Below are 22,324 nucleotides of genomic sequence, written 5' to 3' on the forward strand. Positions count from 1 at the left end.
ACAACTTTCTTGAAAAATACCGAATTGATTATATCGGGCGAGCTCGATGGCGAAGATCCTGAGGATCGGGCAGATGCCGGGCCGGAGGCCGAGTTACGCCACCTGGTTTTCGGCGAGGCTCAGCATGGACTGCGACTTGACCAAGCCTTGGTTGAGTTGGTGCCAGAGTTTTCGCGCAGCTATCTGCAGCAACTGGTTGATCTGGATGGTGTCACGATCAATGGGAAGGTGGCGCGGAAACCATCTTCCCGGGTCAAGGCCGGAGATCTTGGGGCCATTGAATTGCGTCCGACACCTCAGAGTCAGGCGTTCAAGCCGGAAGTTATGGCGCTGGAGTTTGCGTATGAGGATGAGTATTTGTTGGTGATCAACAAACCAGCAGGTCTTGTCGTGCACCCGGCACCTGGCAACTGGAAAGGCACGCTACTGAATGGCTTGCTGGCCCATGACGCGCAGGCCATGAACTTGCCGCGCGCCGGGATTGTTCATCGACTGGATAAAGACACCAGCGGTTTGATGGTGGTAGCCCGGACGCGTCCAGTGATGGATGCTCTGGTCCGCTCAATCGCCGCGCGAGAGGTCGGCCGACAATATGTGGCGCTGGCTCATCGACCCTGGACAGGCAGCCGTACTCGCGAAGTTGATGCGCCCATAGGCCGGGATCCGCGCAACCGGCTGCGAATGGCGGTGGTTGATTTGACGAAAAGTCCCGGAAAGTCGGCCAGAACAGATATTGAACTGCTTCAAAACTGCGATCAGGGTTGTCTGGTTCGCTGCACCTTGCATACCGGCCGAACCCACCAGATTCGCGTTCATATGGCATCAATTGGGCATCCTCTGGTGGCTGACGAACTCTATGGGGGCGCCCCAGCGGCAGGCATGCAGCGGCAGGCGCTGCATGCCTGCCGGCTCTCTTTTGTCCATCCTGTGACGCAGAAGGCCATGGACTTTCGGGCCATCCTGCCCGTTGATTTGAATCAGGCATTGAGCAAGTGGGCTCTGCGTTACAATGAAAACTAGTGGTTTTATAACCAGCGCCCCGGCGGCCAGCCGGGGTACGCGTTGCAGATTCATCAATCTGCCTGCCGCGCCCCAATGAATCGTACTGATTTTTCACCTTGATGGTGCCTTTCCCGGAATTGCAAAAACCATGAATACGGCGGATGCCAAGCGCGTACTAGAAACCGCCTTGATTTGCTCGCAGCAACCCTTGCTGGTACGCGATATGCGTGTGCTGTTTGACGACGGGTTGGGCTTGGACACGCTCAAAACATTGTTGCAGGAACTGCAGCAGGACTGGGCGCAGCGTGGGGTGGAGTTGGTCAGCGTCGCCACCGGGTGGCGTTTTCAAAGTCGGCCTGAAATGAGAGAGTATCTCGATCGGTTGCACCCCGAAAAACCCCCTCGCTATACTCGTGCGACGCTGGAGACGCTGGCTATCATTGCCTACCGGCAGCCCGTTACGCGCGGCGATATTGAAGACATACGGGGTGTGACGGTGAATTCGCTTCTTCTCAAGCAACTGGAAGACAGAGGCTGGGTTGAAGTCATCGGTCACCGCGAAGCAATCGGACGTCCGGCGCTTTTTGCAACGACCAAGCATTTTCTGGACGATCTGGGGCTTGAGTCCCTCGATCAGCTACCCTTGCTCGATACGCCAACCCAGCAGGCTGGCCTCATGGAGACGCTTATCGCGAGTGAGCCGGCCTTCCAGGCCGAACTTGACATTCCTGCGGCGCTTGACGCGGCCTTGAATGATGGTGGTGTTGCGACCGAAGCAGTTGCGACGGGTGACATCAGTTCTGACGGCGAATTATTTATCTTCACTGGGACTCAACCATGACCGCAAACAGCGACGACACGTCCGCTCAAACAAAAGTGGAATCTTTGCGCCAGCCGGATATGCCGGCAATGGTGGAGCAGGCCGCGGTCAGTGACGAATCGGGCGATGGCGAAAGCTCGAAACCTGGCCTGGCGCCAAAGCCACCGCAGGAAGGTAAAAAGAAGCCGGAGTCCGCGACGACTGGGATCCGTTTTGATGACGTCGTGTCCGGTCAATTTGACGCGGATGAAGAAATCGAAGACCTGGTGCCAGTCAAACGGGTGCTGGCGCCGCTGGCTGAAACGCCCAAATTGCACAAAGTCCTGGCACAGGCCGGCATGGGATCACGGCTGGAGATGGAGCAGTTGATCATGGAGGGCCGAATCACGGTCAACAATGAACCGGCCCATATTGGCCAGCGGATACAGTTTGGCGATCACGTCAAAGTCAATGGCAAGCCGATCAGGTTTCGAATTGAAGCGCCGCCTGCACGTGTCATCGCCTATCACAAGCCAGTTGGTGAAGTTGTGACACATGACGATCCACAAAATCGTCCAACCGTGTTTCGTCGGTTGCCCAAACTGTTTCAAGGTAAGTGGCAATCGGTGGGGCGTCTGGACCTGAATACCGAAGGCTTGTTGTTGTTCACGAGCTCCGGGGAACTCGCAAACAACTTGATGCATCCCCGGTTCGGCCTGGAGCGGGAATATGCCGTCCGGGTATTGGGGGCCTTAAGCAAGGATGAAAAGCACAAGCTGCTTGACGGCGTCAAATTAGACGATGGAATGGCTCAATTCGGCTCGATCGAAGAGGGCGGGGGCGAGGGCTCGAACTGCTGGTACCGTGTCACGATCTCCGAGGGCCGCAACCGGGAGGTTCGCCGTATGTTTGAGGCCGTCGGGCACGCGGTGAGTCGGTTGATCCGGATCCGCTATGGCGCCATGGTGCTGCCGCGTGGTCTCAAGCGTGGCGCGTGGATGGAGTTGGATGAGGGCGATATCCGGTCATTGATGCAGGCTGCCGGAACGGGTACTTCCCGGGCGCGTGGAGAAGAGGGAGGTCAGGTTGAACCGGATGGGTCACGGCGCGATGGGCCCGGTCAGAAGCCCGGCCCGCGAAATCGGAGTCGAGGGGTCCGTGGCAACGGACCGCGAAGCTCTGGAACCGGGCAGCGCAATGCGGCTGCAGGTGGCGGTAAAGATATGGGTCAAGGGGTACCGTCCGGATCCGGTCAGGGACGCAACAGTCGTTCCGAGCCAGGTGACCGCCAAGGCGGGGCCGGGCAGCCCGACCCGATGAAAACGGCATTTGGCTACATTGGTGCGGATAGTTTCACCCGGCAGCGCCAGGATCAGGGTCAAAGGCGCGGGGGCAGTGGGGGCGGGGGCTCGGGTGGCGGCCAGCGACGAGGCGGACGGGGGCGCTAGGGCGCGCGCGTATTGCCCACTAGCTGCTGCCGACAATTTGCTTTGTATGGAATTTTCCCGGCACAGATCAATTCTTGTGGTGTAGCGGTTAAAATTCAAGGCTTTGCCCAATGGGCAGAAATTAACATCTCAAGCTCAGGAAATACTCATGACTATCGAACGTACTCTCTCCATCATCAAGCCCGATGCCGTTGTCAAAAACGTAATCGGCCAGATTTACGCACGTTTCGAGGCCGCCGGTCTGAAGGTTGTTGCTGCCAAAATGGTGCGCTTGTCTCGTGGCGAGGCGGAAGCCTTTTATGCAGTGCACAAGGAGCGTCCCTTCTTCAAGGATCTTGTTGACTTCATGATCTCCGGTCCTGTCATGATCCAGGCACTCGAAGGTGAGAATGCCGTCTTGAAAAATCGCGACCTCATGGGTGCGACTGATCCGAAAAAAGCGGCACCCGGCACCATTCGCGCTGACTTTGCTGACAGCATTGATGCAAATGCGGTGCACGGCTCCGATGCTGTTGAAGCCGCTGCAGTGGAAGTCAGCTTCTTCTTCCCCGGCATGAACGTCTATTCCCGCTAAGAAATGACCTGCGCGCTCCACTGCGTTTGGCTGCCCACTACGTTGGCGGCAGTGCGCTTGGGGCGGCGCTGAGCCGTGCGAATGCGATGATGGCCAATCTGCTCGATTTCGACCTTGACGGTCTGGCCGTTTTTTGCGAGCGGCTGGGTGAAAAACGCTATCGCGCCGTCCAGCTATTTCGGTGGATTCATCAGAAGGGCGCGTCCAGCTTTGATGATATGAGTGATCTCGCAAAATCCTTGCGCGAGAAGCTTAAAGTTTGCGCGCATGTGAAGGCGCTGGACGTCATCTCGCAGCACATCTCGTCAGACGGTACGATCAAGTGGTTGTTTGATGTCGGCGGTGGTGATGCGGTGGAGGCCGTTTTCATTCCTGAAGACGATCGGGGTACTTTGTGCATTTCTTCCCAGGCAGGCTGCGCCGTGGGGTGCCGATTTTGTTCCACAGGGCATCAGGGATTCAGTCGAAATTTGAGAACGGGTGAAATTGTCGCGCAGCTCTGGTTTGCAGAGCATTTTTTGCGAAAGCATTTGCATCGCGATGATCGCGTTATCTCGAATGTGGTGATGATGGGAATGGGTGAGCCCCTGCAGAACTATTCCGAATTGGTCCCGGCACTGCGCGTCATGCTGGATGATCATGGATACGGATTGTCGCGGCGGCGGGTGACGGTTTCGACTTCGGGTGTGGTGCCGATGATGGATCGTCTTGCCCAGGATTGTCCGGTCGCTTTGGCCGTGTCCTTGCATGCGCCAAATGACACCTTGCGGGATAACCTGGTGCCGCTGAATCGCAAATACCCCATTGCCGAGTTGATGGACGCCTGCAATCGGTATCTGGCTCATGCGCCGCGCGATTTCATTACTTTTGAATACTGCATGCTCGATGGCGTCAACGACCAGGCAGAGCATGCCCGTGAGTTGGTGAGTCTGGTCCGTCAGCACTCCAGCGGGGGTGTTTGGTGTAAGTTCAATTTGATTCCTTTCAACCCTTTTCCAGAGTCTGGTTTGATTCGATCGTCGCCAGAACAAGTCCAGGCATTTGCCAGGATTTTGAGTGAGGCCGGAATTGTCACGACAATACGCAAGACGCGCGGCGATGATATTGACGCGGCCTGTGGCCAACTGGCGGGCGACGTGAAAGATCGTACTGGCGTCAGCGACCGAATTGTGCGGCAACGTACATTCATGCTGAAGCCGGTTGCGACGATTAACAAGGAAGTCAAGGAGACTTGAGGCATGAATATGAATGCGGCAGGATGGCTACAAACCAGGCGATGGTTATTTGGTGTTTGTATGCTGGTCGTTGGATTGACTGGCATTTCCGGCTGCGCTTCGAGAACGGACGGGTCAGGGCCGGGGGGTAGCGCGGCGGAAATGGTCACCGACTCGGACGAGTCGGATGCACGAAAGCGCGCACGTATTCGGCTCGAACTGGCGGTTGGCTATTTTGAGCAGGGGCAGACAACAATTGCCCTGGATGAACTCAAACAGACCATTGCTGCGGATCCGACCTACGGCGAAGCGTACAACTTGCGTGGCTTGATCTATATGCGTCTCAACGATTTTCGGTTCGCCGAGGAGAGTTTCAGAAAGGCATTGACGATTAGCCCACGGGATTCGAACGTCATGCATAACCTGGGCTGGTTGTTGTGTCAGCAGGCGAGATACCCTGAGTCCCTGCAGCTTTTCTCCCAGGCGCTCTTAAACCCGCAATATGGCGAGCGTGCCAAGACGTTCAGGGCGCAGGGCCTGTGTCAAATCAGAGCCGGACAGCGAGGGGATGCCGAGATCAGCCTTTTGAAGTCCTACGAGTTTGATGCGGGGAACCCAATTACGGCTTACAACCTGGCGACTTTATTGTTCCAGCGAGGCGACTATTCTCGTGCCCAGTTTTATGTGCGACGGTTGAACAACAGTGAACTTGCAAACGCTGAGTCTCTCTGGTTGGGGGTCAAGGTGGAGCAACGTTTGGGAAATCGCGAAGCCATGCAGCAGCTCGGCGCACAGCTGGAGAAGCGTTTTCCCCGCTCGCATGAGGCTGGCGCGTACCAGCGGGGGGCCTTCGATGAGTGAGAGTGTTTTGCCGTCGTCTGATGATCGGGCATCTGCCCAGGATTCAATGGCGCAGATATCTGGCGGCGCGATGCTGCGAAAAGCGCGCGAAGCGGCTGGCTTGCACATTGCGGCCCTGGCTGTCGCCCTGAAGGTCCCAGTCAAAAAGCTCGAAGCGCTCGAAACAGACCGATTTGATCTGTTGCCGGATATTGTCTTTGTTCGCGCGTTGGCCTCCAGCGTCTGTCGGACCCTGAAAATTGATCCGGAACCGATTCTGGCGAGATTGCCGCACACCACCGCGACACACCTCAAAACAGACGCCTCTGGAATCAACGTCCCGTTCCGGGCATCCAGCGATGCGTCAGGTCTGACTTTTTGGGATCAACTTTCCAAGCCTGTTGTTCTGGCTGTCCTGGCCCTTCTGCTTGGCGTGTTGGTGCTTGTATTCTTTCCCTTCGCGCAGCGAATTGAAATCGCCAGTGGTCAGCGGTCCGAGGTGGCTCCAGTCGGCGTCTCCCAGTCGGCCCCAGCGCCACAGGCAACGGATAGTCCGGCGCCAGTGGAGGTGGCGGTCCCGGTCCAGTCTCCCAGTTTGACGGCTTCCGATTCAGTTGCGTCGTTGGCGACTGAGCCGGCATCCGCATCCGCGGCCACGGCCACGGCCTCGCCAATGCAGGGTGCTGCGGCGACTGCACTGCCAGTCACCGTGGTTGGGTCAGGTGCGACGTCGGGTCTGGTCGTCTTCAAGGCGCGAGGAGCATCCTGGGTTGAAGTGGTGGACGCCAGTGGCGTCGTGCAGTTGCGCAAGACCATGGCAGATGGCGACGTGATTGGCGCGTCCGGTGCCGTGCCGCTCTCTGTGGTGGTCGGGCGGGCTGACACCACTGTCGTCGAGGTTCGTGGCAAGCCATTTGATTTGACGCGGGTGGCCAGAGACAATGTTGCTCGTTTTGAGGTGAAATAGTGGGATCTTTTTTGCCAATTGAGGCTGCAACGCCCAAAGCGCGGCGCTCACGCCAGGCTCGAGTGGTCTGGGGGGCAAGGGTGGTGACTGTGGGTGGTGATGCACCCGTGCGCGTTCAGTCGATGACCAATACGGACACTGTCGATGTCATCGGCACAGCGATTCAGGTCAAGGAATTGGCGCTTGCGGGTTCTGAAATGGTGCGCCTGACCGTCAATACGCCGGAGGCGGCGCAAGCCGTGCCGCACGTTCGGGAGCAGCTTGACCGAATGGGAATTGACGTCCCGCTGATTGGCGACTTCCACTACAACGGACACCGGTTGTTAATTGATTTTCCCGCTTGTGCGCAAGCCTTGTCCAAGTACCGGATCAACCCGGGCAATGTCGGCAAGGGCGACAAGCGCGACAGGCAATTTGGTCTGATGGTCGAGGCAGCGATGCGGTGGGGCAAGCCCGTTCGCATCGGGGTGAATTGGGGAAGTCTGGACCAGGAGTTGCTGGCCGGTCTGATGGATGAGAACAGTCGCCGCGCCACGCCGTGGGATGCCAAGCCGGTCATGTATGAAGCCTTGATCACGTCCGCCATTGAGTCAGCTCGCCGTGCCGCAGAAATGGGCATGGATGAGAACCAGATCATCCTGTCATGCAAGGTCAGTGGTGTGCAGGATCTCGTTTCGGTCTACCGTGAATTGGCAAGACGCTGCGACTACCCGCTTCATTTGGGATTGACCGAAGCCGGAATGGGGACCAAAGGAGCCGTGGCGTCCGCCACGGCACTGTCCATTCTGCTGCAGGAGGGTATTGGTGACACCATTCGTGTTTCCCTGACACCGCAGCCGGGTGAAGCCCGAACGCAGGAGGTTGTCATCGCCTGTGAGATTCTTCAGGCCCTCGAACTCCGGTCATTTGTTCCCAGCGTGACCGCCTGCCCAGGCTGTGGTCGCACTACCAGCACCACTTTTCAGGAGCTCACCAAGCAGATTGAAGACTTTCTGAGGGCGCAAATGCCAGTCTGGCGCGAGAAATACCCAGGGGTTGAAAAAATGAAGGTTGCGGTCATGGGGTGCATCGTGAATGGGCCCGGTGAAAGCAAGCACGCTGACATTGGGATCAGTCTGCCGGGCACCGGGGAGGCCCCAGCCGCGCCTGTGTTCATTGATGGCGAAAAGCGATTGACCTTGCGCGGGGACACGATTGCGCAAGAGTTTCAGAAGATTGTCGAGAGCTATGTTGAACGCCGTTTTGGTACGCATGCGACTGTCGCTACGTTTTGAATGAATTCATGAGTCAAATAGAAATCGCTGCAAAGTCGGAGAAACTGACGGCCGTCAAGGGCATGAATGATGTTCTGCCGCCGGAGTCGGCGGCCGTCGAATGGCTTGAAAGCCGCGTCCGGTCATTGATGGCCCGCTATGCTTACCGGAACATCCGTACGCCCATTGTCGAGCGCACACCGTTGTTCATTCGAGGGCTGGGGGAAGTGACGGATATTGTCGAGAAGGAGATGTACTCCTTTGAAGATCGACTCAATGGGGATCCGCTGACTCTGCGTCCGGAAGCCACGGCCGGTGTTGTGCGGGCGGTTGTGGAGCATTCCATGTTGTATGACGGCGGCAAACGCCTCTACTACATGGGTCCGATGTTTCGGCACGAGCGGCCTCAGCGTGGGCGCTATCGGCAGTTTGACCAGATCGGCGCCGAGGCGCTCGGCTTCTCTGGTGCCGAGGTGGATGCCGAATTGATTTTGCTGGCATTTGCGCTGTGGAAGGATCTGGGTCTGACCGATGTTCGACTCGAGCTGAACAGTCTGGGTCAACCTGCAGAGCGGTTGAAGCATCGGCAAGCCCTGATTGCACATTTTGAGCGGCATGCGGATGTGCTGGATGAAGACGCCAGGCGGCGCCTGCACAGCAATCCCCTTCGGATTCTTGACACAAAGAACCCCGCGATGCAGGCGGTGGTGGAGTCCGCACCGAGGCCGCTTGACTATTTGGGTGAGGCATCGCTGGCGCATTTCAATACATTGAAATCCCTTCTGGACGCCAACGATGTTGCCTACACCGTGAATCCACGCCTGGTGCGGGGTATGGACTACTACAACCTCACCGTGTTCGAGTTCACGACGGACCGGCTTGGTTCACAGGGAACGGTTTGCGCCGGTGGTCGATATGACTACCTGGTCGAGCAGTTGGGCGGCAAGCCCGCGCCCGCTGTCGGATGGGCGCTTGGGGTCGATCGCGTGTTGGAGCTCATCCGGGAGCAAGGTTTGGGGGTTGTTGAGCCGACTCTGGATGCGTATGCAATCGTGCCCGATGCGGCTGCCTTGCCCCTGGCGTTGCGGACACTCCAGGATCTGAGAGCCGCAGGAGTCAGTGTTCAAATGCACACCAGTTCGGGCGACGGCATGGGTAGCATGAAATCGCAATTCAAACGAGCCGACAGCAGTGGGGCCAATTTCGCGCTTGTTTTTGGGGCTGACGAGATATCAAAAAATCTGGTGACCGTCAAAGCACTTCGCGATGGCAGTGGTTCGCAGGCAACCCGCTCACTCGCTGACCTGGTCGACTGGGCACCCACCCTACAATCGCGGACTTAACTGAATATTTTCATGGCAAATCATCTAGATCTTGAAGAACAAGAGCAACTCGACCAGCTCAAGCATTTTTGGAAGCAGTATGGCAATCCCATCACCTGGCTATTGATTCTGGTGCTCGGTGCATTTGCAGGTTGGAATTTCTACCAATATTGGCAGCGCAGCCAGGCAATTCAGGCAGCGGCGATGTATGACGAGGTCGAGCGTGTTGTGAAGTCGGCAGACACCGGAAAAATCGACCGCGCTTTTTCCGACATGAAAGACCGGTTTGCATCAACGACCTATGCACAGCAGGCGGGGTTGCTCGTCGCAAAGCAATATTACCTTGCCGGCAATGTTGATGCTGCCAAGGCGGCTTTGGACTGGGTTGCGACCAAATCATCGGACCCGGGATACCAGGCCATCGCGAAGTTGCGTCTGGCCGGAATTCTGATGGAATCCAAGGCTTTCGATGCTGCCTTGCAGCAGCTGAATGGATCGTTCCCCGCCAATTTTGACGCGCTGGTAGCTGATCGAAAAGGTGATATTTTGTTGTTGCAAGGAAAAAAGGTGGAAGCGCGGGTCGAATATGAAAAAGCTTTCAAGAGTTTCGAAGAGCGTACCGAGTACCGGCGCTTGGTGGAAGTGAAGTTGAATTCGCTGGGGATAAATCCGCAGAGAGGTGGCGAGATTGGCAGTGGTGTTGCTGCAACTAAAAGCGCTGGCGCTGTGCCTGTGTCGGATGCCGCGGCACCAGAAGGGAAAAAGTGAAGCTTGATCTTCTTTTGAAGGCCGCCACCAGGGTGGCATTCGGATTATTTGTTTTGGGTTCCCTTGTCAGTTGTTCAAGTGGATCGGAAAAGCTGAGGCCCGCCGAGTTGGCTCCTAACGCGGGTCTGTTGGGCGTGCGATTGGCTTGGTCGTCGAAAGTCGGCACAATCGATTTCCCGCTTCAGGTCAATGTGAACGGCAATACAGTCACTGTCGCCAGTTCTGACGGTGTTATGGCTTCTTTTGATGCTCGCACAGGTAAGGAACTCTGGCGTACCAGCGTGGATGCTCAGGTTGCAGCAGGGGTCGGTAGCGATGGCCGCTTTGCTGCGGTAGTGACTCGTGGGAATGAACTGATTGTCCTGGATGCTGGACGGGAGATGTGGCGCCAAAAACTTTCAGCGCAGAGTTTCACTCCTCCCCTGGTTGCGGGTGGGCGTGTGTTCTTGCTCGCCGCCGATCGCTCGTTGATGGCTTACGATGCCCAGTCAGGGCGCAAGCTCTGGAACCAGCAGCGTCCGGGGGAGTCTTTGGTGCTACGTCAGTCTGGTGTGTTGTTGGCTGTCGGAGATACGCTGGTGGCCGGCCTGTCTGGCCGTCTCGTCGGCATCAATCCATCAAGTGGCGCTACCCGTTGGGAGTCCCCCATCGCATCCCCACGCGGCACCAACGATATTGAACGGCTGGTTGATTTGGTTGGTCGCGTCAGTCGCGAAGGCGATGTCGTTTGCGCGCGTGCTTTTCAGGCGGCTGTTGGCTGTGTCGACGCCGCACGTGGCAACTTGCTTTGGACCAAGCCGGCAAATGGTTCTGTCGGCATCCATGGTGACGACAAGTATGTTTTCGGAGTTGAAGGCGACGGAAAACTCGTGACTTGGCGACGCACCGATGGTGAGCGCGTCTGGGTGTCGGAGCGTTTACGATACCGAAGCCTGACTGCCCCGCTCGTTGTGGGTCGATCCATTGCGGTGGGCGATGACGCCGGTCTGGTTCATTTGCTATCGCGTGAAGACGGGTCCCCCCTGACGCGAGTGGCAACCGATGGTTCGGCAATTGTTGCTGCGCCGGTTTTGGCTGCAGGAACTCTGGTGGTTGTCACACGCAGCGGTGGTATTTTCGGCTTCAAGCCTGAGTAAGCGTCGGATCTCAAATCATGAAACCTGTCTTGGCCCTCGTCGGCCGTCCCAATGTTGGTAAATCGACGCTTTTCAATCGGCTGACCAAGTCTCGTGACGCCATCGTTGCAGATTTTGCCGGGCTGACCCGGGATCGGCATTACGGCAATGGGCGACAGGGCAAGCACGAGTTCATTGTCATCGACACCGGTGGATTTGAGCCTGATGCTGCGAGTGGCATTTTCAAGGAAATGGCCAAACAGACGCGTCAGGCCGTTGCGGAAGCTGATGTAGTCATTTTCGTCGTCGATGCCCGCGAGGGTATCTCTGCGCAGGATCACGAGATCGCCAAATACCTTCGCCGTCTCGGCAAACCCTGCGTGCTGGCGGCCAACAAGGCAGAAGGCATGCTGGCAGGCGCCCAGCTGGTCGAGTTCTTTGAATTGGGGCTGGGTGAAGTTCATGCGGTCTCTGCCGCGCACGGCCAGGGTATCCACTCGCTGGTGGAGCTGGCGCTGGCGCCTCTTCACCTGCCGGATCCCGATGACGCGGAGGATCAACGAGAGCCTGGCGTTATCAAACTGGCAGTCGCAGGTCGTCCCAATGTCGGCAAATCCACGTTGATCAACACCTGGCTGGGTGAAGAGCGACTGGTCGCGTTCGATTTGCCGGGAACGACGCGGGATGCGATTTCCGTGCCGTTTGAACGCAACGGTCAGAAGTTCGAGTTGGTCGATACTGCAGGGTTGCGCCGTAAAGGCAAAGTCTTTGAGGCGATTGAGAAATTCTCGGTGGTCAAGACCTTGCAGGCCATTGAATCTTCAAATGTGGTGCTGCTGCTGATCGATGCGACACAAGGTGTTACGGATCAGGATGCCCATATTGCGGGCTACATTCTTGAAAATGGCCGCGCTGTCGTGCTTGCGGTAAACAAATGGGATGCGGTGGATGAGTACCAGCGGGAACTCGTGAAACGCTCCATCGAGACCCGTTTACCCTTCTTGAAGTTCGCGACGATGCATCTGATATCAGCAACGAAAAGGCAGGGCCTGGGGCCGCTGTGGGCGTCCATTGCGCAAGCCTACAAGGCGGCGAATTGCAAGATGTCGACGCCTGTCTTGACACGTTTGCTGCTGGAGGCCGTCCAGTTTCAAAGTCCCAAGCGTTCGGGCATGTTCCGCCCAAAACTGCGCTATGCGCACCAAGGCGGCATGAATCCACCGGTGATCGTGATTCACGGCAACTCGCTTGAACACGTGACCGATGCCTACAAACGCTTCCTGGAAGGTCGTTTTCGCAAAGAGTTTGATCTGGTGGGCACCCCCATGCGCATCGAGTTCAAGACGTCGAGCAACCCCTTCGCCGACAAAGGCGCCGCTTAGCAAAGAACATCGGGGGGCGCGCTCAACTTTATTGTGGGATTGCGCCGGCCCGACTTGAGAACGCGCTTTGCTGTGGTATCGTGACCTCTTCATCATTTTTTGAACACGGAGAATATCGTGAGCAACAAAGGCCAGTTACTTCAAGACCCTTTTCTCAATGCCTTGCGGCGGGAGCATGTACCGGTCTCCATCTACTTAGTCAACGGTATCAAGCTGCAAGGTCAGATTGAGTCTTTTGACCAGTATGTCGTGTTGCTTCGCAACACGGTCACTCAAATGGTCTACAAACACGCCATCTCCACCATTGTGCCGGGACGCGCCGTGAATTTTGCAGCCGGCGAGGGTGACGAACCTGCCGCCGTCTGATCGCCAGTCCGCGCCAACCATACTGGTTGGCGTTGATTTTGGATTGCCCAATTTCGATGGCGAACTCGAAGAGTTGGGCTTGCTGGCGCAAACGGCGGGATTGAATCCGGTCGCCCGGATTACCTGCAAACGCAAAGCGCCGGATGCCGCCCTCTTTGTGGGAAGCGGAAAAGCCGATGAGATCAAATTGCTGGCGGCTCAACTGGGCGCGGTTGAGGTGCTATTCGACCAAAGTCTTAGCCCTGCGCAGCAGCGCAATCTGGAGCGACACCTTGAGCTGCCCGTCAATGATCGTACGCTTCTGATTCTGGAGATTTTCAGCCAAAGAGCCCGTAGCCATGAGGGCAAGCTCCAGGTCGAGCTTGCCCGAATGCAGTACCTGAGCACACGCTTGGTCCGTCGCTGGTCTCACCTGGAGCGGCAGAGCGGCGGCATCGGCATGCGCGGTGGTCCTGGTGAAAGCCAGATTGAGCTCGATCGCCGGATGATCGGCGACAACATCAAGAAGATCAAGGAGCGCCTGATCAAGGTCAAGCGTCAACGCCAAACCCAGCGGCGTCAGCGCGAGCGACGCGACGCGTTCAATATTTCGCTGGTTGGGTACACCAACGCGGGCAAATCCACGCTCTTCAATGCTTTGGTAAAAGCCAGGGCCTATGCCGCAGATCAGTTGTTTGCAACCCTGGACACCACAACCCGCCAGCTGTATCTTGGAGAGGCGGGACGCTCGGTTTCTTTATCCGATACGGTTGGATTTATTCGTGATCTGCCGCACGGCCTGATCGATGCATTTCAAGCGACCCTTCAGGAGGCAGTGGATGCGGATCTCTTGTTGCATGTGGTAGATGCTGCAAGCCCCAATTTCCTGGAGCAGATTGCCGAGGTTCAGCGTGTACTGGGAGAGATCGGCGCTGCTGACATTCCGCAGGTCTTGGTATTCAACAAGCTCGACGCTCTTGAAAACGAGCGCCGCCCCCTGCAACTGGAAGACACATTTGATCTGAATGGAGTGCCAATTCCACGGATATTTTTGAGCGCAAAGAATGGCGAAGGCGTTCAGGCGTTGCGCCATCAATTAGCGCGCATCGTGAGTGGGGGTGTGCTGCCTGCAAAGGAGGATCAGTATTCCCCTGACAATGATGAGGCCGCCCCCTGATTGGGCACAATCCGGTAACGACACACAAGAGAAGAAGAGATGAAACCTCACTTAAGCACCTTTCGCTGGGCGGTTTTGCCAGCGCGAATCCGGGGAATGTTCAACCTGAATGATCCCCGGTGGGGCCGCAGCGACGACAAACCGACGGAGGGTGATACGACAGAGCCGGTCCGCCCGCAGTCAGACAGGCCAGATCCGCCTCCTGAAGGTGGTGGCGATCGCGGGCGCAAGCGCGGGCCAAACCAGGGCCCCCCTGATCTCGATGAACTCTGGCGAGATTTCAATCGCAAATTGGGTGGCTTGTTTGGTGGTGTGAAAAACGTGGGGCGTGGCATCCCCGGTGGCGGAGCTGGCGGGGGCAACGGCTCCGGCGGTGGCTTTCAGCCTGACATGAAGAGCGCCGGTATCGGAGTTGGCCTGATTGTTGGCGTGGTCCTGCTGATCTGGCTGGGCACGGGTTTTTTCATCGTGCAAGAGGGCCAGCAGGCGGTTATTACCCAGTTCGGGAAGTACAAATCATCGGTCGGTGCCGGTTTTAACTGGCGTTTGCCTTATCCCATTCAGCGTCATGAATTGATCTTTGTGACCCAGATCCGCTCGGTCGATGTGGGACGTGATACGGTCATCAAGGCCACCGGCTTGCGCGAGTCGGCCATGCTGACCGAAGACGAAAACATCGTTGAGATCAAGTTTGCCGTCCAGTACCGCCTCAGCGATGCGCGGGCATTTCTGTTCGAAAGCAAGAGTCCTGGCGAGGCGGTGGTGCAGGCTGCGGAAACTGCTGTGCGCGAAGTAGTTGGCAAGATGCGCATGGACAGTGCGCTGTCAGAAGAGCGTGACCAGATCGCGCCGCGCGTTCGCGACTTGATGCAAAAAATACTGGATCGGTACATGGTGGGTATTGAAGTGGTTGGCATCAATTTGCAGCAGGGCGGCGTGCGTCCGCCAGAGCAGGTGCAGGCGGCTTTTGATGATGTTTTGAAGGCCGGCCAGGAGCGCGAACGTGCCAAGAACGAAGCGCAGGCCTATGCGAACGACGTGGTGCCGCGTGCCGTCGGTTCTGCGTCCCGACTGAAGGAGGAAGCCGACGCCTACAAAGCCAAAATTGTGGCGCAGGCGCAAGGTGACGCACAACGCTTCAAATCGGTACTGGCTGAGTATCAGAAGGCCCCTCAGGTCACGCGCGACCGCATGTACCTTGACACCATGGAGCAGATTTACAGCAACGTCACCAAGGTGATGGTTGATTCCAGACAGGGCTCCAACCTTCTGTACCTTCCTCTCGACAAGATTGTCCAGATGAGCGGGCAGGGCGTTGATCCGGCTGCGGTTGCGGCGCCTGCGGCGGTGCCCGCAACCACACCCGCCAACTCGATCCCTGATGCACGTACGCGGGATGCTGCCCGCGCGCGCGATCGCGATACACGCTAGGAGCCCAGAATGAACAGGTTAGGTTTTATTTTCGCTTCGCTTCTGGTGGCATTGGCGCTTGCCAGTTCGATGCTGTTCGTAGTGGACCAGAGGCAGTTTGGTGTGGTGTATGCCTTGGGGCAGATCAAGGAGGTCATCACCGAGCCCGGTTTGAACTTCAAGCTGCCGCCGCCATTCCAGAATGTCTCCTACATCGACAAGCGTCTGCTGACGCTCGAAACCAGCGACACGGAACCCATGCTCACGGCTGAGAAACAGCGTGTTGTGATCGACTGGTACGTGCGCTGGCGCATCTCGGAGCCCACCCAGTACATTCGTAACGTCGGCTTGACTGAGGCCGATGGCGCCAATCAGCTCAACCGCGTGGTGCGCAATGCATTTCAGGAAGAAATCAACAAGCGCACGGTCAAGGAGCTCCTGTCTACCAAGCGCGAAGCCATAACGGCAGACGTCAAGGCTGAAGTGCTTGACAAAGTCAAGGGCAGCAAGCCATGGGGCGTTGACGTCGTGGACGTCCGGATTACCCGTGCCGACTATGTTGACGCGATAACCGAATCGGTCTACCGGCGTATGGAGGCCGAGCGCAAGCGGGTGGCCAATGAGTTGCGTTCAACCGGTGCTGCCGAAGGTGAAAAGATCCGTGCCGATGCTGATCGACAACGGGAAGTGGCAATAGCCAACGCCTACCGGGATGCCCAGAAAATCAAAGGCGAGGGTGACGCCGAAGCCGCCAGGATTTATGCGGAAGCCTTTGGTCGTGATCCGCAGTTTGCGCAGTTCTACCGGAGTCTGGATGCCTACAAGGCCAGTTTCAGCAAAAAGAGCGACGTGATGGTTGTGGACCCTTCATCCTCGGAGTTCTTCAAAGTCTTCCGAGGAAGCGTTTCCCCCACCCCTCCCAAGAAATAAAGCTTGGATAGCGGGACTTTCTGGCTGGCCATGGCCCTCGTTCTGGTGATCGAGGGCCTTTTTCCATTGTTGTCGCCAGCTGGCTGGCGACGCATGTTTGCGCAGATTCTGCAGTTGAACGACGGACAGCTTCGTTTTTTCGGAATGTGCAGCATTCTTGCGGGTCTGTTCGTGATTTGGTTTCTTCTTTGAGAAATTCCGGCGTCCAAGCCCGGTAAAATCACGGTTTTAACAGCTCCCCAAATTCACATGTCTGCTTGGGTCCTGCCGGATCACATTGCCGATGTCTTGCCGTCCGAAGCGCGGCACATCGAGGAACTTCGTCGAGACTTGCTGGACATGGCCCGCTGCTATGGCTACGAGTTGGTCATGCCGCCCCTGCTGGAGCATCTGGAGTCTTTGCTGACAGGTGCCGGTGAAGCGCTTGACCTGCAAACCTTCAAACTCGTGGATCAACTCTCCGGGCGCATGATGGGCCTGCGGGCCGACAGCACGCCGCAGGTGGCGCGCATCGATGCGCACTTGTTGAATCGCCATGGGGTCACCCGTTTGTGCTATTGCGGCCCGGTGCTGCATACGCGCCCCGGCGGACCCCATGCGACGCGGGAGCCGTTGCAGTTTGGCGCCGAAATCTACGGTCACGCCGGGCTGGAGGCCGATCTGGAGACACTGCAGCTGGCACTGGATTGCCTCAAGGTGGCCAGAGTGCAATCGCCCAGCGTGGACATGGCCGATGCCCGCATCGTCCACGCCCTGCTCGAAGGCGTGGCGCTCGAAGGCGACTTGGCGGAGCAGGTTCATGCGGCGCTGGCTGCCAAAGACAGCAGTGAACTGTCAGTGCTGACCAAAAATTTTCCACAGGCTTCCCGTCAGGGCCTTCTGGCACTGGTTCAGCTCTATGGCGATGAAAAAATCCTGGTCGAAGCTGAAAAAATGCTGCCGCCCTCGCCAGTTGTGCGTGAGGCGCTATCAAATCTGAAGTGGCTCGCCAGCCATCTGGAGGGGACGCATGTGACCTTCGATCTGGCTGATCTGCGCGGTTATGCCTACTACACCGGTGCCCGGTTTTCGATTTACGCCGCGGGTGCCAACGATGCGCTGGTGCGTGGCGGGCGGTACGACGAGGTCGGCGCCGTGTTCGGCCGAAACCGTCCGGCCGCCGGCTTCAGTCTGGACGTCAAAGCTCTTGTCGGTGTTCTGGCGGCGCGTCCACTGCGCGCCGCGATACGCGCGCCGTGGCGTGAAGCCGCCGACTTGCGTGCGGCCATAGCGTCCTTGCGCGTTCAGGGCGAGACCGTCGTTTGTGCTTTGCCCGGGCATGAGAGTGAAGTTGATGAGTTCCATTGCGATCGCGAGCTGATTCAGGTCGCGGGGCGGTGGGTCGTGAAAGCAATTTGAGAAATACTGAAAATGATCGCAACTAAAGGACGTAACGTCGTTGTCGTGGGGACCCAGTGGGGAGACGAGGGCAAAGGCAAGCTGGTCGACTGGCTCACCGAGAGCGCACAGGGCGTGGTGCGCTTTCAGGGCGGCCACAACGCAGGCCACACCCTGGTGATCAACGGTGTCAAGACGGCGTTGCACCTGATTCCCAGCGGCATCATGCGCCCGGGCGTCAAATGCTACATCGGCAATGGTGTGGTGCTTTCGGTCGCGAAGCTGTTTGAGGAAATCGAGGGCCTGGAAAAGGTCGGTGTCGAGTTGCGTTCGCGCCTGCGCATCAGCGAGGCCTGCCCGCTGATTTTGCCGTTTCATGCGGCGCTGGACGTGGCCCGCGAAGCGGCACGCGAGAAGGGCGGCAATGCCAAGATCGGTACCACCGGTCGTGGCATTGGCCCGGCCTATGAAGACAAGATCGCGCGCCGGGCGCTACGGGTGCAAGACCTCAAATACCCCGAGCGCTTCGCCGCCAAGCTGCGTGATTTGCTGGATTTGCACAACCACGTTCTGACCACCTACCTCGGCTCCGCGGCGTTCGACTTCGGTCCGACGCTGGCGCCCTACATGGTGGACGGACAGGTGCAGTATCAGGCTGTATTTGACGAGGCGATGCGCCACGCCGAACTGCTCAAACCCATGATGGCCGATGTGTCGCGTGAACTCAACGAGGCACACCTCAAAGGCGCCAACCTGTTGTTCGAAGGTGCCCAGGGCACGCTGCTGGATGTGGACCATGGCACCTATCCGTACGTGACGTCCAGCAACTGCGTGGCGGGCAATGCCGCGGCGGGTTCCGGCGTCGGTCCGGGCATGCTGCACTACATCCTCGGTATCACCAAGGCCTATTGCACCCGTGTTGGCGGCGGTCCTTTTCCAACTGAGCTGGACTGGGAAGTCGAGGGCACGCCGGGCTACCACATGAGTACCGTCGGCGCCGAGAAAGGCGTTACCACGGGCCGTAGCCGTCGCTGTGGCTGGTTCGACGCGGCGCTGCTCAAGCGCTCGGCGCAGGTTAACGGCTTGACCGGCTTGTGCATCACCAAGCTGGATGTGCTCGATGGCCTGAAGGAACTCCTGTTGTGCACGGGCTATGAACTGGATGGCGAACTGATTGACATCCTGCCGATGGGGGCCGAAGACATTGAACGCTGCAAACCGGTTTACGAGACGATGGCCGGCTGGAGCGACAGCACGGTGGGCGTGACCCAGTACGACAAGCTGCCGACCAATGCGCGCCTGTATTTGCAGCGCATTGAGCAGGTCACGGGCGTTCCCATTCACATGGTCTCGACCAGTCCGGACCGCGATCACACCATCATGATGCGGCATCCGTATCTGGCGGACTAGTTTCCAGGATCGCAGACGGTTTTGATGAAATTGGCCTGTAGCCCACGTGCTACAAGCGCAGCTAGCTATTAATTCAGGAGCAACACGATGTTGACGGAAGACGGCAAACACCTGTACGTGAGTTATGACGAATACCATAACCTGATCGAAAAACTGGCGATCAAGATCCATCAGTCCGGCTGGGAGTTCGATACCATTTTGTGTCTGGCCCGTGGCGGCATGCGCCCTGGCGACATCCTGTCACGCGTCTTTGACAAGCCGCTGGCCATCATGTCGACCAGTTCCTACCGGTCGGACGCCGGTACGGTGCAGGGCAATCTGGACATTGCCCGCTTCATCACCACCCCCAAAGGCGAGATTGCCGGCAAGGTGTTGCTGGTGGACGATCTGGCAGATTCCGGCCATACGCTTAACGCCGTGATGAAGCAACTCAAGAACAACTACGAGCCCATTTCAGAACTGCGTAGCGCCGTGATCTGGACCAAGGCCTTGTCCACTTTCACGCCGGACTATTCGGTTGAGTTCTTGCCCACGAACCCCTGGATTCACCAGCCCTTTGAAGGCTACGACGCGCTGCGTCCGGAGCAGTTGATTCAAAAGTGGAGCGTTTGACAGTCGTTTGACAAATTGTTTGATGAAGCGGATCTGACCATGGCTGAGCTTTCCACTGCGCTGATTCATCACCCGTATGTTCCGCCGGCCGGCTTTGCCGCACCGCAACCCGGCGTGTTCAAGGCGTCAACCGTCCTGTTCCCCAATGTGGCTGCCATGCGCAACTTCGAGTGGAAGGACAAGACGGCCTACACCTACGGGCTGCATGGCACGCCCACCACCTACATGCTGGAGGAGCGTCTGTGCACGCTGGAGGGCGGCCTGCAGTGCGTGCTGGTGCCGAGCGGGCTGGCGGCCATCGCCAATGTCGCGCTGTCGCTGCTGCGCACCGGCGACGAAGTGCTCATCCCTGACAACGCCTATGGCCCCAATAAGGTGCTGGCCGAGGGGGAACTGAAAAGCTGGGGCATCACCCACCGGTTCTACGACCCGATGAATCCGCAGGATCTGGCGGCCAAAATCAGTCCTCAGACCCGTCTGGTCTGGCTGGAAGCGGCGGGCTCGGTGACGCTGGAATTTCCTGACTTGTGCGAGATGGTCCGGGTGTGCAAGTCTCGTGGTGTCTTGACGGCGCTGGACAACACTTGGGGTGCGGGACTCGCCTTTGCGCCATTTGACCTGACGCCAGGAGTCGGCCCGGCGCTGGGTGTCGATATATCCGTGCACGCGCTGACCAAATACCCCAGCGGCGGCGGCGATGTGCTCATGGGCAGTGTCATCACCCGTGATGCCTCGCTGCACATGAAGCTTAAGCTGACGCACATGCGACTGGGCTTGGGCGTGGGGGCCAATGATGCGGAAGCCGTGTTGCGGGCGTTGCCGAGCCTGGCGCTGCGCTACAAGGCGCATGACGAAGCCGCGCGGGAATTGGCACGCTGGTGCCAGACCCGTTCCGAATTTGCGCAGGTGTTGCATCCTGCGCTGCCCGACTCGCCCGGACACGCGCATTGGCGGGCGGTGTGTCAGCCCGGATCAGGTGGTGCGGCCGGACTGTTCAGTGTGATTTTTCACCCAAGATACGGCCAAGCCCGGATCGATGCGTTTTGCGATCGGCTGAAGCTGTTCGGAATCGGTTATAGCTGGGGTGGACCCATGAGTCTCGTCGTGCCTTACGAGCTGGCTTCCATGCGCAGTGTCTGGCCGCCCCACTTGGAGCAGGGTACTCTGGTCCGCTTTTCGGTGGGCCTGGAAGCGGTGGCTGATTTGCAGGCCGATCTGAATCAGGCACTGCAGGCCGCCTTGACCTGAGTCAGTGTTTTCCTGAATTGTCATATGGTCCGGTCTTCGATACGCTGGACCCCATGAACTCAACTCCCGCCCCGTATGTGCCGCCGCCCTCTGAGGCACCACGCAAAGAAATCGTCGACCTGCGCCTGAGTGACCCGTTTCGCTGGCTGCTGCGCGGCTGGCGCGATCTGATGGCGGCGAAGGGCATCAGCCTTTTCTATGGCGTTTGCTTCTTTGCCATGGCCTGGGTGCTGGGCGCGGTGTTTCGCAGCAAGCCCGAGTACGTCATGTCCATTGCCTCGGGCTGTTTGCTGGTGGGACCATTTCTGGCGATGGGCCTGTATGAGGTGAGCCGGCGGCGCGAGCAGGGGATCACGCCCGAGCTGGGCGCATCCCTGACCTGCTGGGACTCGCATATGCGCAGCATGGGCATGCTGGTTCTGGTGCTGATTGTTCTCGAGTTGCTGTGGGGCCGGGCGTCGCTGGTGGTATTTGCCGTGTTCTTCAACACCGGCATGCCATCCACCACGGGCGTGATCAGGGCCGTCTTCAATCCCGAGAACTGGGAGTTTCTGGCGGTTTATCTGGTGGTTGGCGGTGTGTTTGCCGGGCTGGTATTTGCGGTGTCCGTGGTGTCGATTCCCATGATCCTGGACCGCGACACCGACGCCATTTCCGCGGCCATCACCAGCCTGCAGGTGGTCTTTGCGAACACGGCCGTGATGCTGTTGTGGGGCATGCTGCTGACCGGGCTGGTTCTGGTGGCGCTCATTCCCTGGGGTCTGGGGCTACTGCTCATTGGCCCCTGGCTGGGACACGCCAGCTGGCACGCGTACCGGGGTTCGGTGCGCTGGCTGGATGAGGATGAAGCCCCCTTGGTGTCCTGAGGCAAGAAAAATTGCACCCGCTATGGCGGGCACCGGCCGTGAAATGTTAAAGTGTCCCTAACAACCTGAAAGCATACTTTGGCTACACCCAATTACGGATACGAGAAACGTCAGAAAGAGCTGGCGAAGAAGAAGAAAAAAGAGGAAAAACTCAAGCACAAGGCCGAGCGCAAGGTTGGCGAAGGTGCTGAGGACGGGGCGCCTGAAGACGATGCGGCCGTCGAGCCCTCCGATAGCAATCCGGACACCCCCGCGCAACCCTGAG

Annotated in this window: 23 protein-coding genes; all 23 read left to right on the plus strand. The window is 58.1% G+C overall.

Annotation, left to right across the window (positions count from 1 at the left end):
* The first annotated feature begins 9 nt into the window (after positions 1 to 9).
* The 23 genes from Q7T10_RS14880 (at position 10) to Q7T10_RS14990 (ending at position 22,323) form a co-directional block, all read left to right on the plus strand.
* Positions 10 to 1,020, plus strand: coding sequence for an RluA family pseudouridine synthase (locus Q7T10_RS14880; protein ID WP_304749720.1), 1,011 nt, complete (start codon positions 10 to 12; stop codon positions 1,018 to 1,020).
* A 130-nt stretch (positions 1,021 to 1,150) separates the two neighbouring features.
* A complete protein-coding gene (gene scpB / locus Q7T10_RS14885) occupies positions 1,151 to 1,843 on the plus strand; it encodes an SMC-Scp complex subunit ScpB (RefSeq protein ID WP_304749723.1) in 693 nt (230 codons plus the stop codon).
* A complete protein-coding gene (locus Q7T10_RS14890) occupies positions 1,840 to 3,249 on the plus strand; it encodes a pseudouridine synthase (RefSeq protein WP_304749726.1) in 1,410 nt (469 codons plus the stop codon). Before scpB ends, Q7T10_RS14890 begins: the two co-directional genes overlap by 4 nt.
* A gap of 148 nt (positions 3,250 to 3,397) precedes the next feature.
* Positions 3,398 to 3,823, plus strand: coding sequence for a nucleoside-diphosphate kinase (gene ndk / locus Q7T10_RS14895; RefSeq protein WP_304749728.1), 426 nt, complete (start codon positions 3,398 to 3,400; stop codon positions 3,821 to 3,823).
* 86 nt (positions 3,824 to 3,909) lie between these two features.
* Positions 3,910 to 5,058: a 23S rRNA (adenine(2503)-C(2))-methyltransferase RlmN gene (rlmN, locus tag Q7T10_RS14900; RefSeq protein ID WP_304749800.1), complete on the plus strand. Its 1,149-nt coding sequence runs from the start codon at positions 3,910 to 3,912 to the stop codon at positions 5,056 to 5,058.
* A gap of 3 nt (positions 5,059 to 5,061) precedes the next feature.
* Complete coding sequence (gene pilW, locus Q7T10_RS14905) at positions 5,062 to 5,898, plus strand: type IV pilus biogenesis/stability protein PilW (RefSeq protein WP_304749731.1); 837 nt, start codon at positions 5,062 to 5,064, stop codon at positions 5,896 to 5,898.
* A complete protein-coding gene (locus tag Q7T10_RS14910) occupies positions 5,891 to 6,844 on the plus strand; it encodes a helix-turn-helix domain-containing protein (protein ID WP_304749734.1) in 954 nt (317 codons plus the stop codon). Before pilW ends, Q7T10_RS14910 begins: the two co-directional genes overlap by 8 nt.
* Complete coding sequence (gene ispG, locus Q7T10_RS14915) at positions 6,844 to 8,118, plus strand: flavodoxin-dependent (E)-4-hydroxy-3-methylbut-2-enyl-diphosphate synthase (protein ID WP_304749737.1); 1,275 nt, start codon at positions 6,844 to 6,846, stop codon at positions 8,116 to 8,118. Before Q7T10_RS14910 ends, ispG begins: the two co-directional genes overlap by 1 nt.
* 8 nt (positions 8,119 to 8,126) lie before the next feature.
* Positions 8,127 to 9,440, plus strand: coding sequence for a histidine--tRNA ligase (gene hisS / locus Q7T10_RS14920; protein ID WP_304749740.1), 1,314 nt, complete (start codon positions 8,127 to 8,129; stop codon positions 9,438 to 9,440).
* 12 nt (positions 9,441 to 9,452) lie between these two features.
* A complete protein-coding gene (locus Q7T10_RS14925; RefSeq protein ID WP_304749743.1) occupies positions 9,453 to 10,187 on the plus strand; it encodes a tetratricopeptide repeat protein in 735 nt (244 codons plus the stop codon).
* Positions 10,184 to 11,323 (plus strand): outer membrane protein assembly factor BamB, encoded by a 1,140-nt coding sequence (gene bamB / locus Q7T10_RS14930; protein ID WP_370653778.1) that lies wholly within the window; start codon positions 10,184 to 10,186, stop codon positions 11,321 to 11,323. Before Q7T10_RS14925 ends, bamB begins: the two co-directional genes overlap by 4 nt.
* Positions 11,324 to 11,340: 17 nt before the next feature.
* On the plus strand, positions 11,341 to 12,684 hold the full coding sequence (gene der, locus Q7T10_RS14935) for a ribosome biogenesis GTPase Der (RefSeq protein WP_304749746.1): 1,344 nt from the start codon (positions 11,341 to 11,343) through the stop codon (positions 12,682 to 12,684).
* Positions 12,685 to 12,783: 99 nt separating this feature from the next.
* Positions 12,784 to 13,050, plus strand: a complete 267-nt coding sequence (gene hfq / locus Q7T10_RS14940; protein ID WP_304749750.1) for an RNA chaperone Hfq — start codon at positions 12,784 to 12,786, stop codon at positions 13,048 to 13,050.
* Positions 13,028 to 14,206, plus strand: coding sequence for a GTPase HflX (hflX, locus tag Q7T10_RS14945; protein ID WP_304749753.1), 1,179 nt, complete (start codon positions 13,028 to 13,030; stop codon positions 14,204 to 14,206). The genes hfq and hflX overlap by 23 nt, the downstream gene beginning before the upstream one ends.
* Positions 14,207 to 14,245: 39 nt before the next feature.
* Positions 14,246 to 15,637 (plus strand): FtsH protease activity modulator HflK, encoded by a 1,392-nt coding sequence (gene hflK, locus Q7T10_RS14950; RefSeq protein WP_304749756.1) that lies wholly within the window; start codon positions 14,246 to 14,248, stop codon positions 15,635 to 15,637.
* Between the two features lie 9 nt (positions 15,638 to 15,646).
* A complete protein-coding gene (gene hflC / locus Q7T10_RS14955; RefSeq protein ID WP_304749759.1) occupies positions 15,647 to 16,546 on the plus strand; it encodes a protease modulator HflC in 900 nt (299 codons plus the stop codon).
* A 3-nt stretch (positions 16,547 to 16,549) separates the two neighbouring features.
* Positions 16,550 to 16,738, plus strand: coding sequence for a DUF2065 domain-containing protein (locus Q7T10_RS14960; protein WP_304749762.1), 189 nt, complete (start codon positions 16,550 to 16,552; stop codon positions 16,736 to 16,738).
* Between the two features lie 57 nt (positions 16,739 to 16,795).
* Complete coding sequence (locus Q7T10_RS14965; RefSeq protein WP_304749765.1) at positions 16,796 to 17,944, plus strand: ATP phosphoribosyltransferase regulatory subunit; 1,149 nt, start codon at positions 16,796 to 16,798, stop codon at positions 17,942 to 17,944.
* Positions 17,945 to 17,956: 12 nt separating this feature from the next.
* Positions 17,957 to 19,333 carry an adenylosuccinate synthase gene (locus Q7T10_RS14970; RefSeq protein WP_304749768.1) on the plus strand — a complete coding sequence of 459 codons (1,377 nt, stop codon included), beginning with the start codon at positions 17,957 to 17,959 and terminating at the stop codon, positions 19,331 to 19,333.
* Between the two features lie 87 nt (positions 19,334 to 19,420).
* Positions 19,421 to 19,945 carry a phosphoribosyltransferase gene (locus Q7T10_RS14975; protein ID WP_304749771.1) on the plus strand — a complete coding sequence of 175 codons (525 nt, stop codon included), beginning with the start codon at positions 19,421 to 19,423 and terminating at the stop codon, positions 19,943 to 19,945.
* A 39-nt stretch (positions 19,946 to 19,984) separates the two neighbouring features.
* Complete coding sequence (locus Q7T10_RS14980) at positions 19,985 to 21,193, plus strand: PLP-dependent transferase (RefSeq protein WP_304749773.1); 1,209 nt, start codon at positions 19,985 to 19,987, stop codon at positions 21,191 to 21,193.
* Between the two features lie 53 nt (positions 21,194 to 21,246).
* Positions 21,247 to 22,059 (plus strand): DUF2189 domain-containing protein, encoded by an 813-nt coding sequence (locus tag Q7T10_RS14985; RefSeq protein WP_304749775.1) that lies wholly within the window; start codon positions 21,247 to 21,249, stop codon positions 22,057 to 22,059.
* A 78-nt stretch (positions 22,060 to 22,137) separates the two neighbouring features.
* Positions 22,138 to 22,323 (plus strand): hypothetical protein, encoded by a 186-nt coding sequence (locus Q7T10_RS14990; RefSeq protein WP_304749777.1) that lies wholly within the window; start codon positions 22,138 to 22,140, stop codon positions 22,321 to 22,323.
* Position 22,324: the final 1 nt, after the last annotated feature.

It is taken from the genome of Rhodoferax sp. (assembly GCF_030646845.1).
Classification (GTDB): domain Bacteria; phylum Pseudomonadota; class Gammaproteobacteria; order Burkholderiales; family Burkholderiaceae_C; genus Rhodoferax.

Coding starts and splice junctions, on each gene's coding strand:
- hflK (WP_304749756.1), top strand. CDS start 14,246: ATGAAACCTCACTTAAGCACCTTTCGCTGGGCGGTTTTGCCAGCGCGA.
- Q7T10_RS14980 (WP_304749773.1), top strand. CDS start 19,985: ATGGCTGAGCTTTCCACTGCGCTGATTCATCACCCGTATGTTCCGCCG.
- der (WP_304749746.1), top strand. CDS start 11,341: ATGAAACCTGTCTTGGCCCTCGTCGGCCGTCCCAATGTTGGTAAATCG.
- pilW (WP_304749731.1), top strand. CDS start 5,062: ATGAATATGAATGCGGCAGGATGGCTACAAACCAGGCGATGGTTATTT.
- scpB (WP_304749723.1), top strand. CDS start 1,151: ATGAATACGGCGGATGCCAAGCGCGTACTAGAAACCGCCTTGATTTGC.
- Q7T10_RS14925 (WP_304749743.1), top strand. CDS start 9,453: ATGGCAAATCATCTAGATCTTGAAGAACAAGAGCAACTCGACCAGCTC.
- Q7T10_RS14985 (WP_304749775.1), top strand. CDS start 21,247: ATGAACTCAACTCCCGCCCCGTATGTGCCGCCGCCCTCTGAGGCACCA.
- hflC (WP_304749759.1), top strand. CDS start 15,647: ATGAACAGGTTAGGTTTTATTTTCGCTTCGCTTCTGGTGGCATTGGCG.
- Q7T10_RS14890 (WP_304749726.1), top strand. CDS start 1,840: ATGACCGCAAACAGCGACGACACGTCCGCTCAAACAAAAGTGGAATCT.
- Q7T10_RS14910 (WP_304749734.1), top strand. CDS start 5,891: ATGAGTGAGAGTGTTTTGCCGTCGTCTGATGATCGGGCATCTGCCCAG.
- ndk (WP_304749728.1), top strand. CDS start 3,398: ATGACTATCGAACGTACTCTCTCCATCATCAAGCCCGATGCCGTTGTC.
- rlmN (WP_304749800.1), top strand. CDS start 3,910: ATGATGGCCAATCTGCTCGATTTCGACCTTGACGGTCTGGCCGTTTTT.
- hisS (WP_304749740.1), top strand. CDS start 8,127: ATGAGTCAAATAGAAATCGCTGCAAAGTCGGAGAAACTGACGGCCGTC.
- Q7T10_RS14970 (WP_304749768.1), top strand. CDS start 17,957: ATGATCGCAACTAAAGGACGTAACGTCGTTGTCGTGGGGACCCAGTGG.
- Q7T10_RS14975 (WP_304749771.1), top strand. CDS start 19,421: ATGTTGACGGAAGACGGCAAACACCTGTACGTGAGTTATGACGAATAC.
- Q7T10_RS14965 (WP_304749765.1), top strand. CDS start 16,796: ATGTCTGCTTGGGTCCTGCCGGATCACATTGCCGATGTCTTGCCGTCC.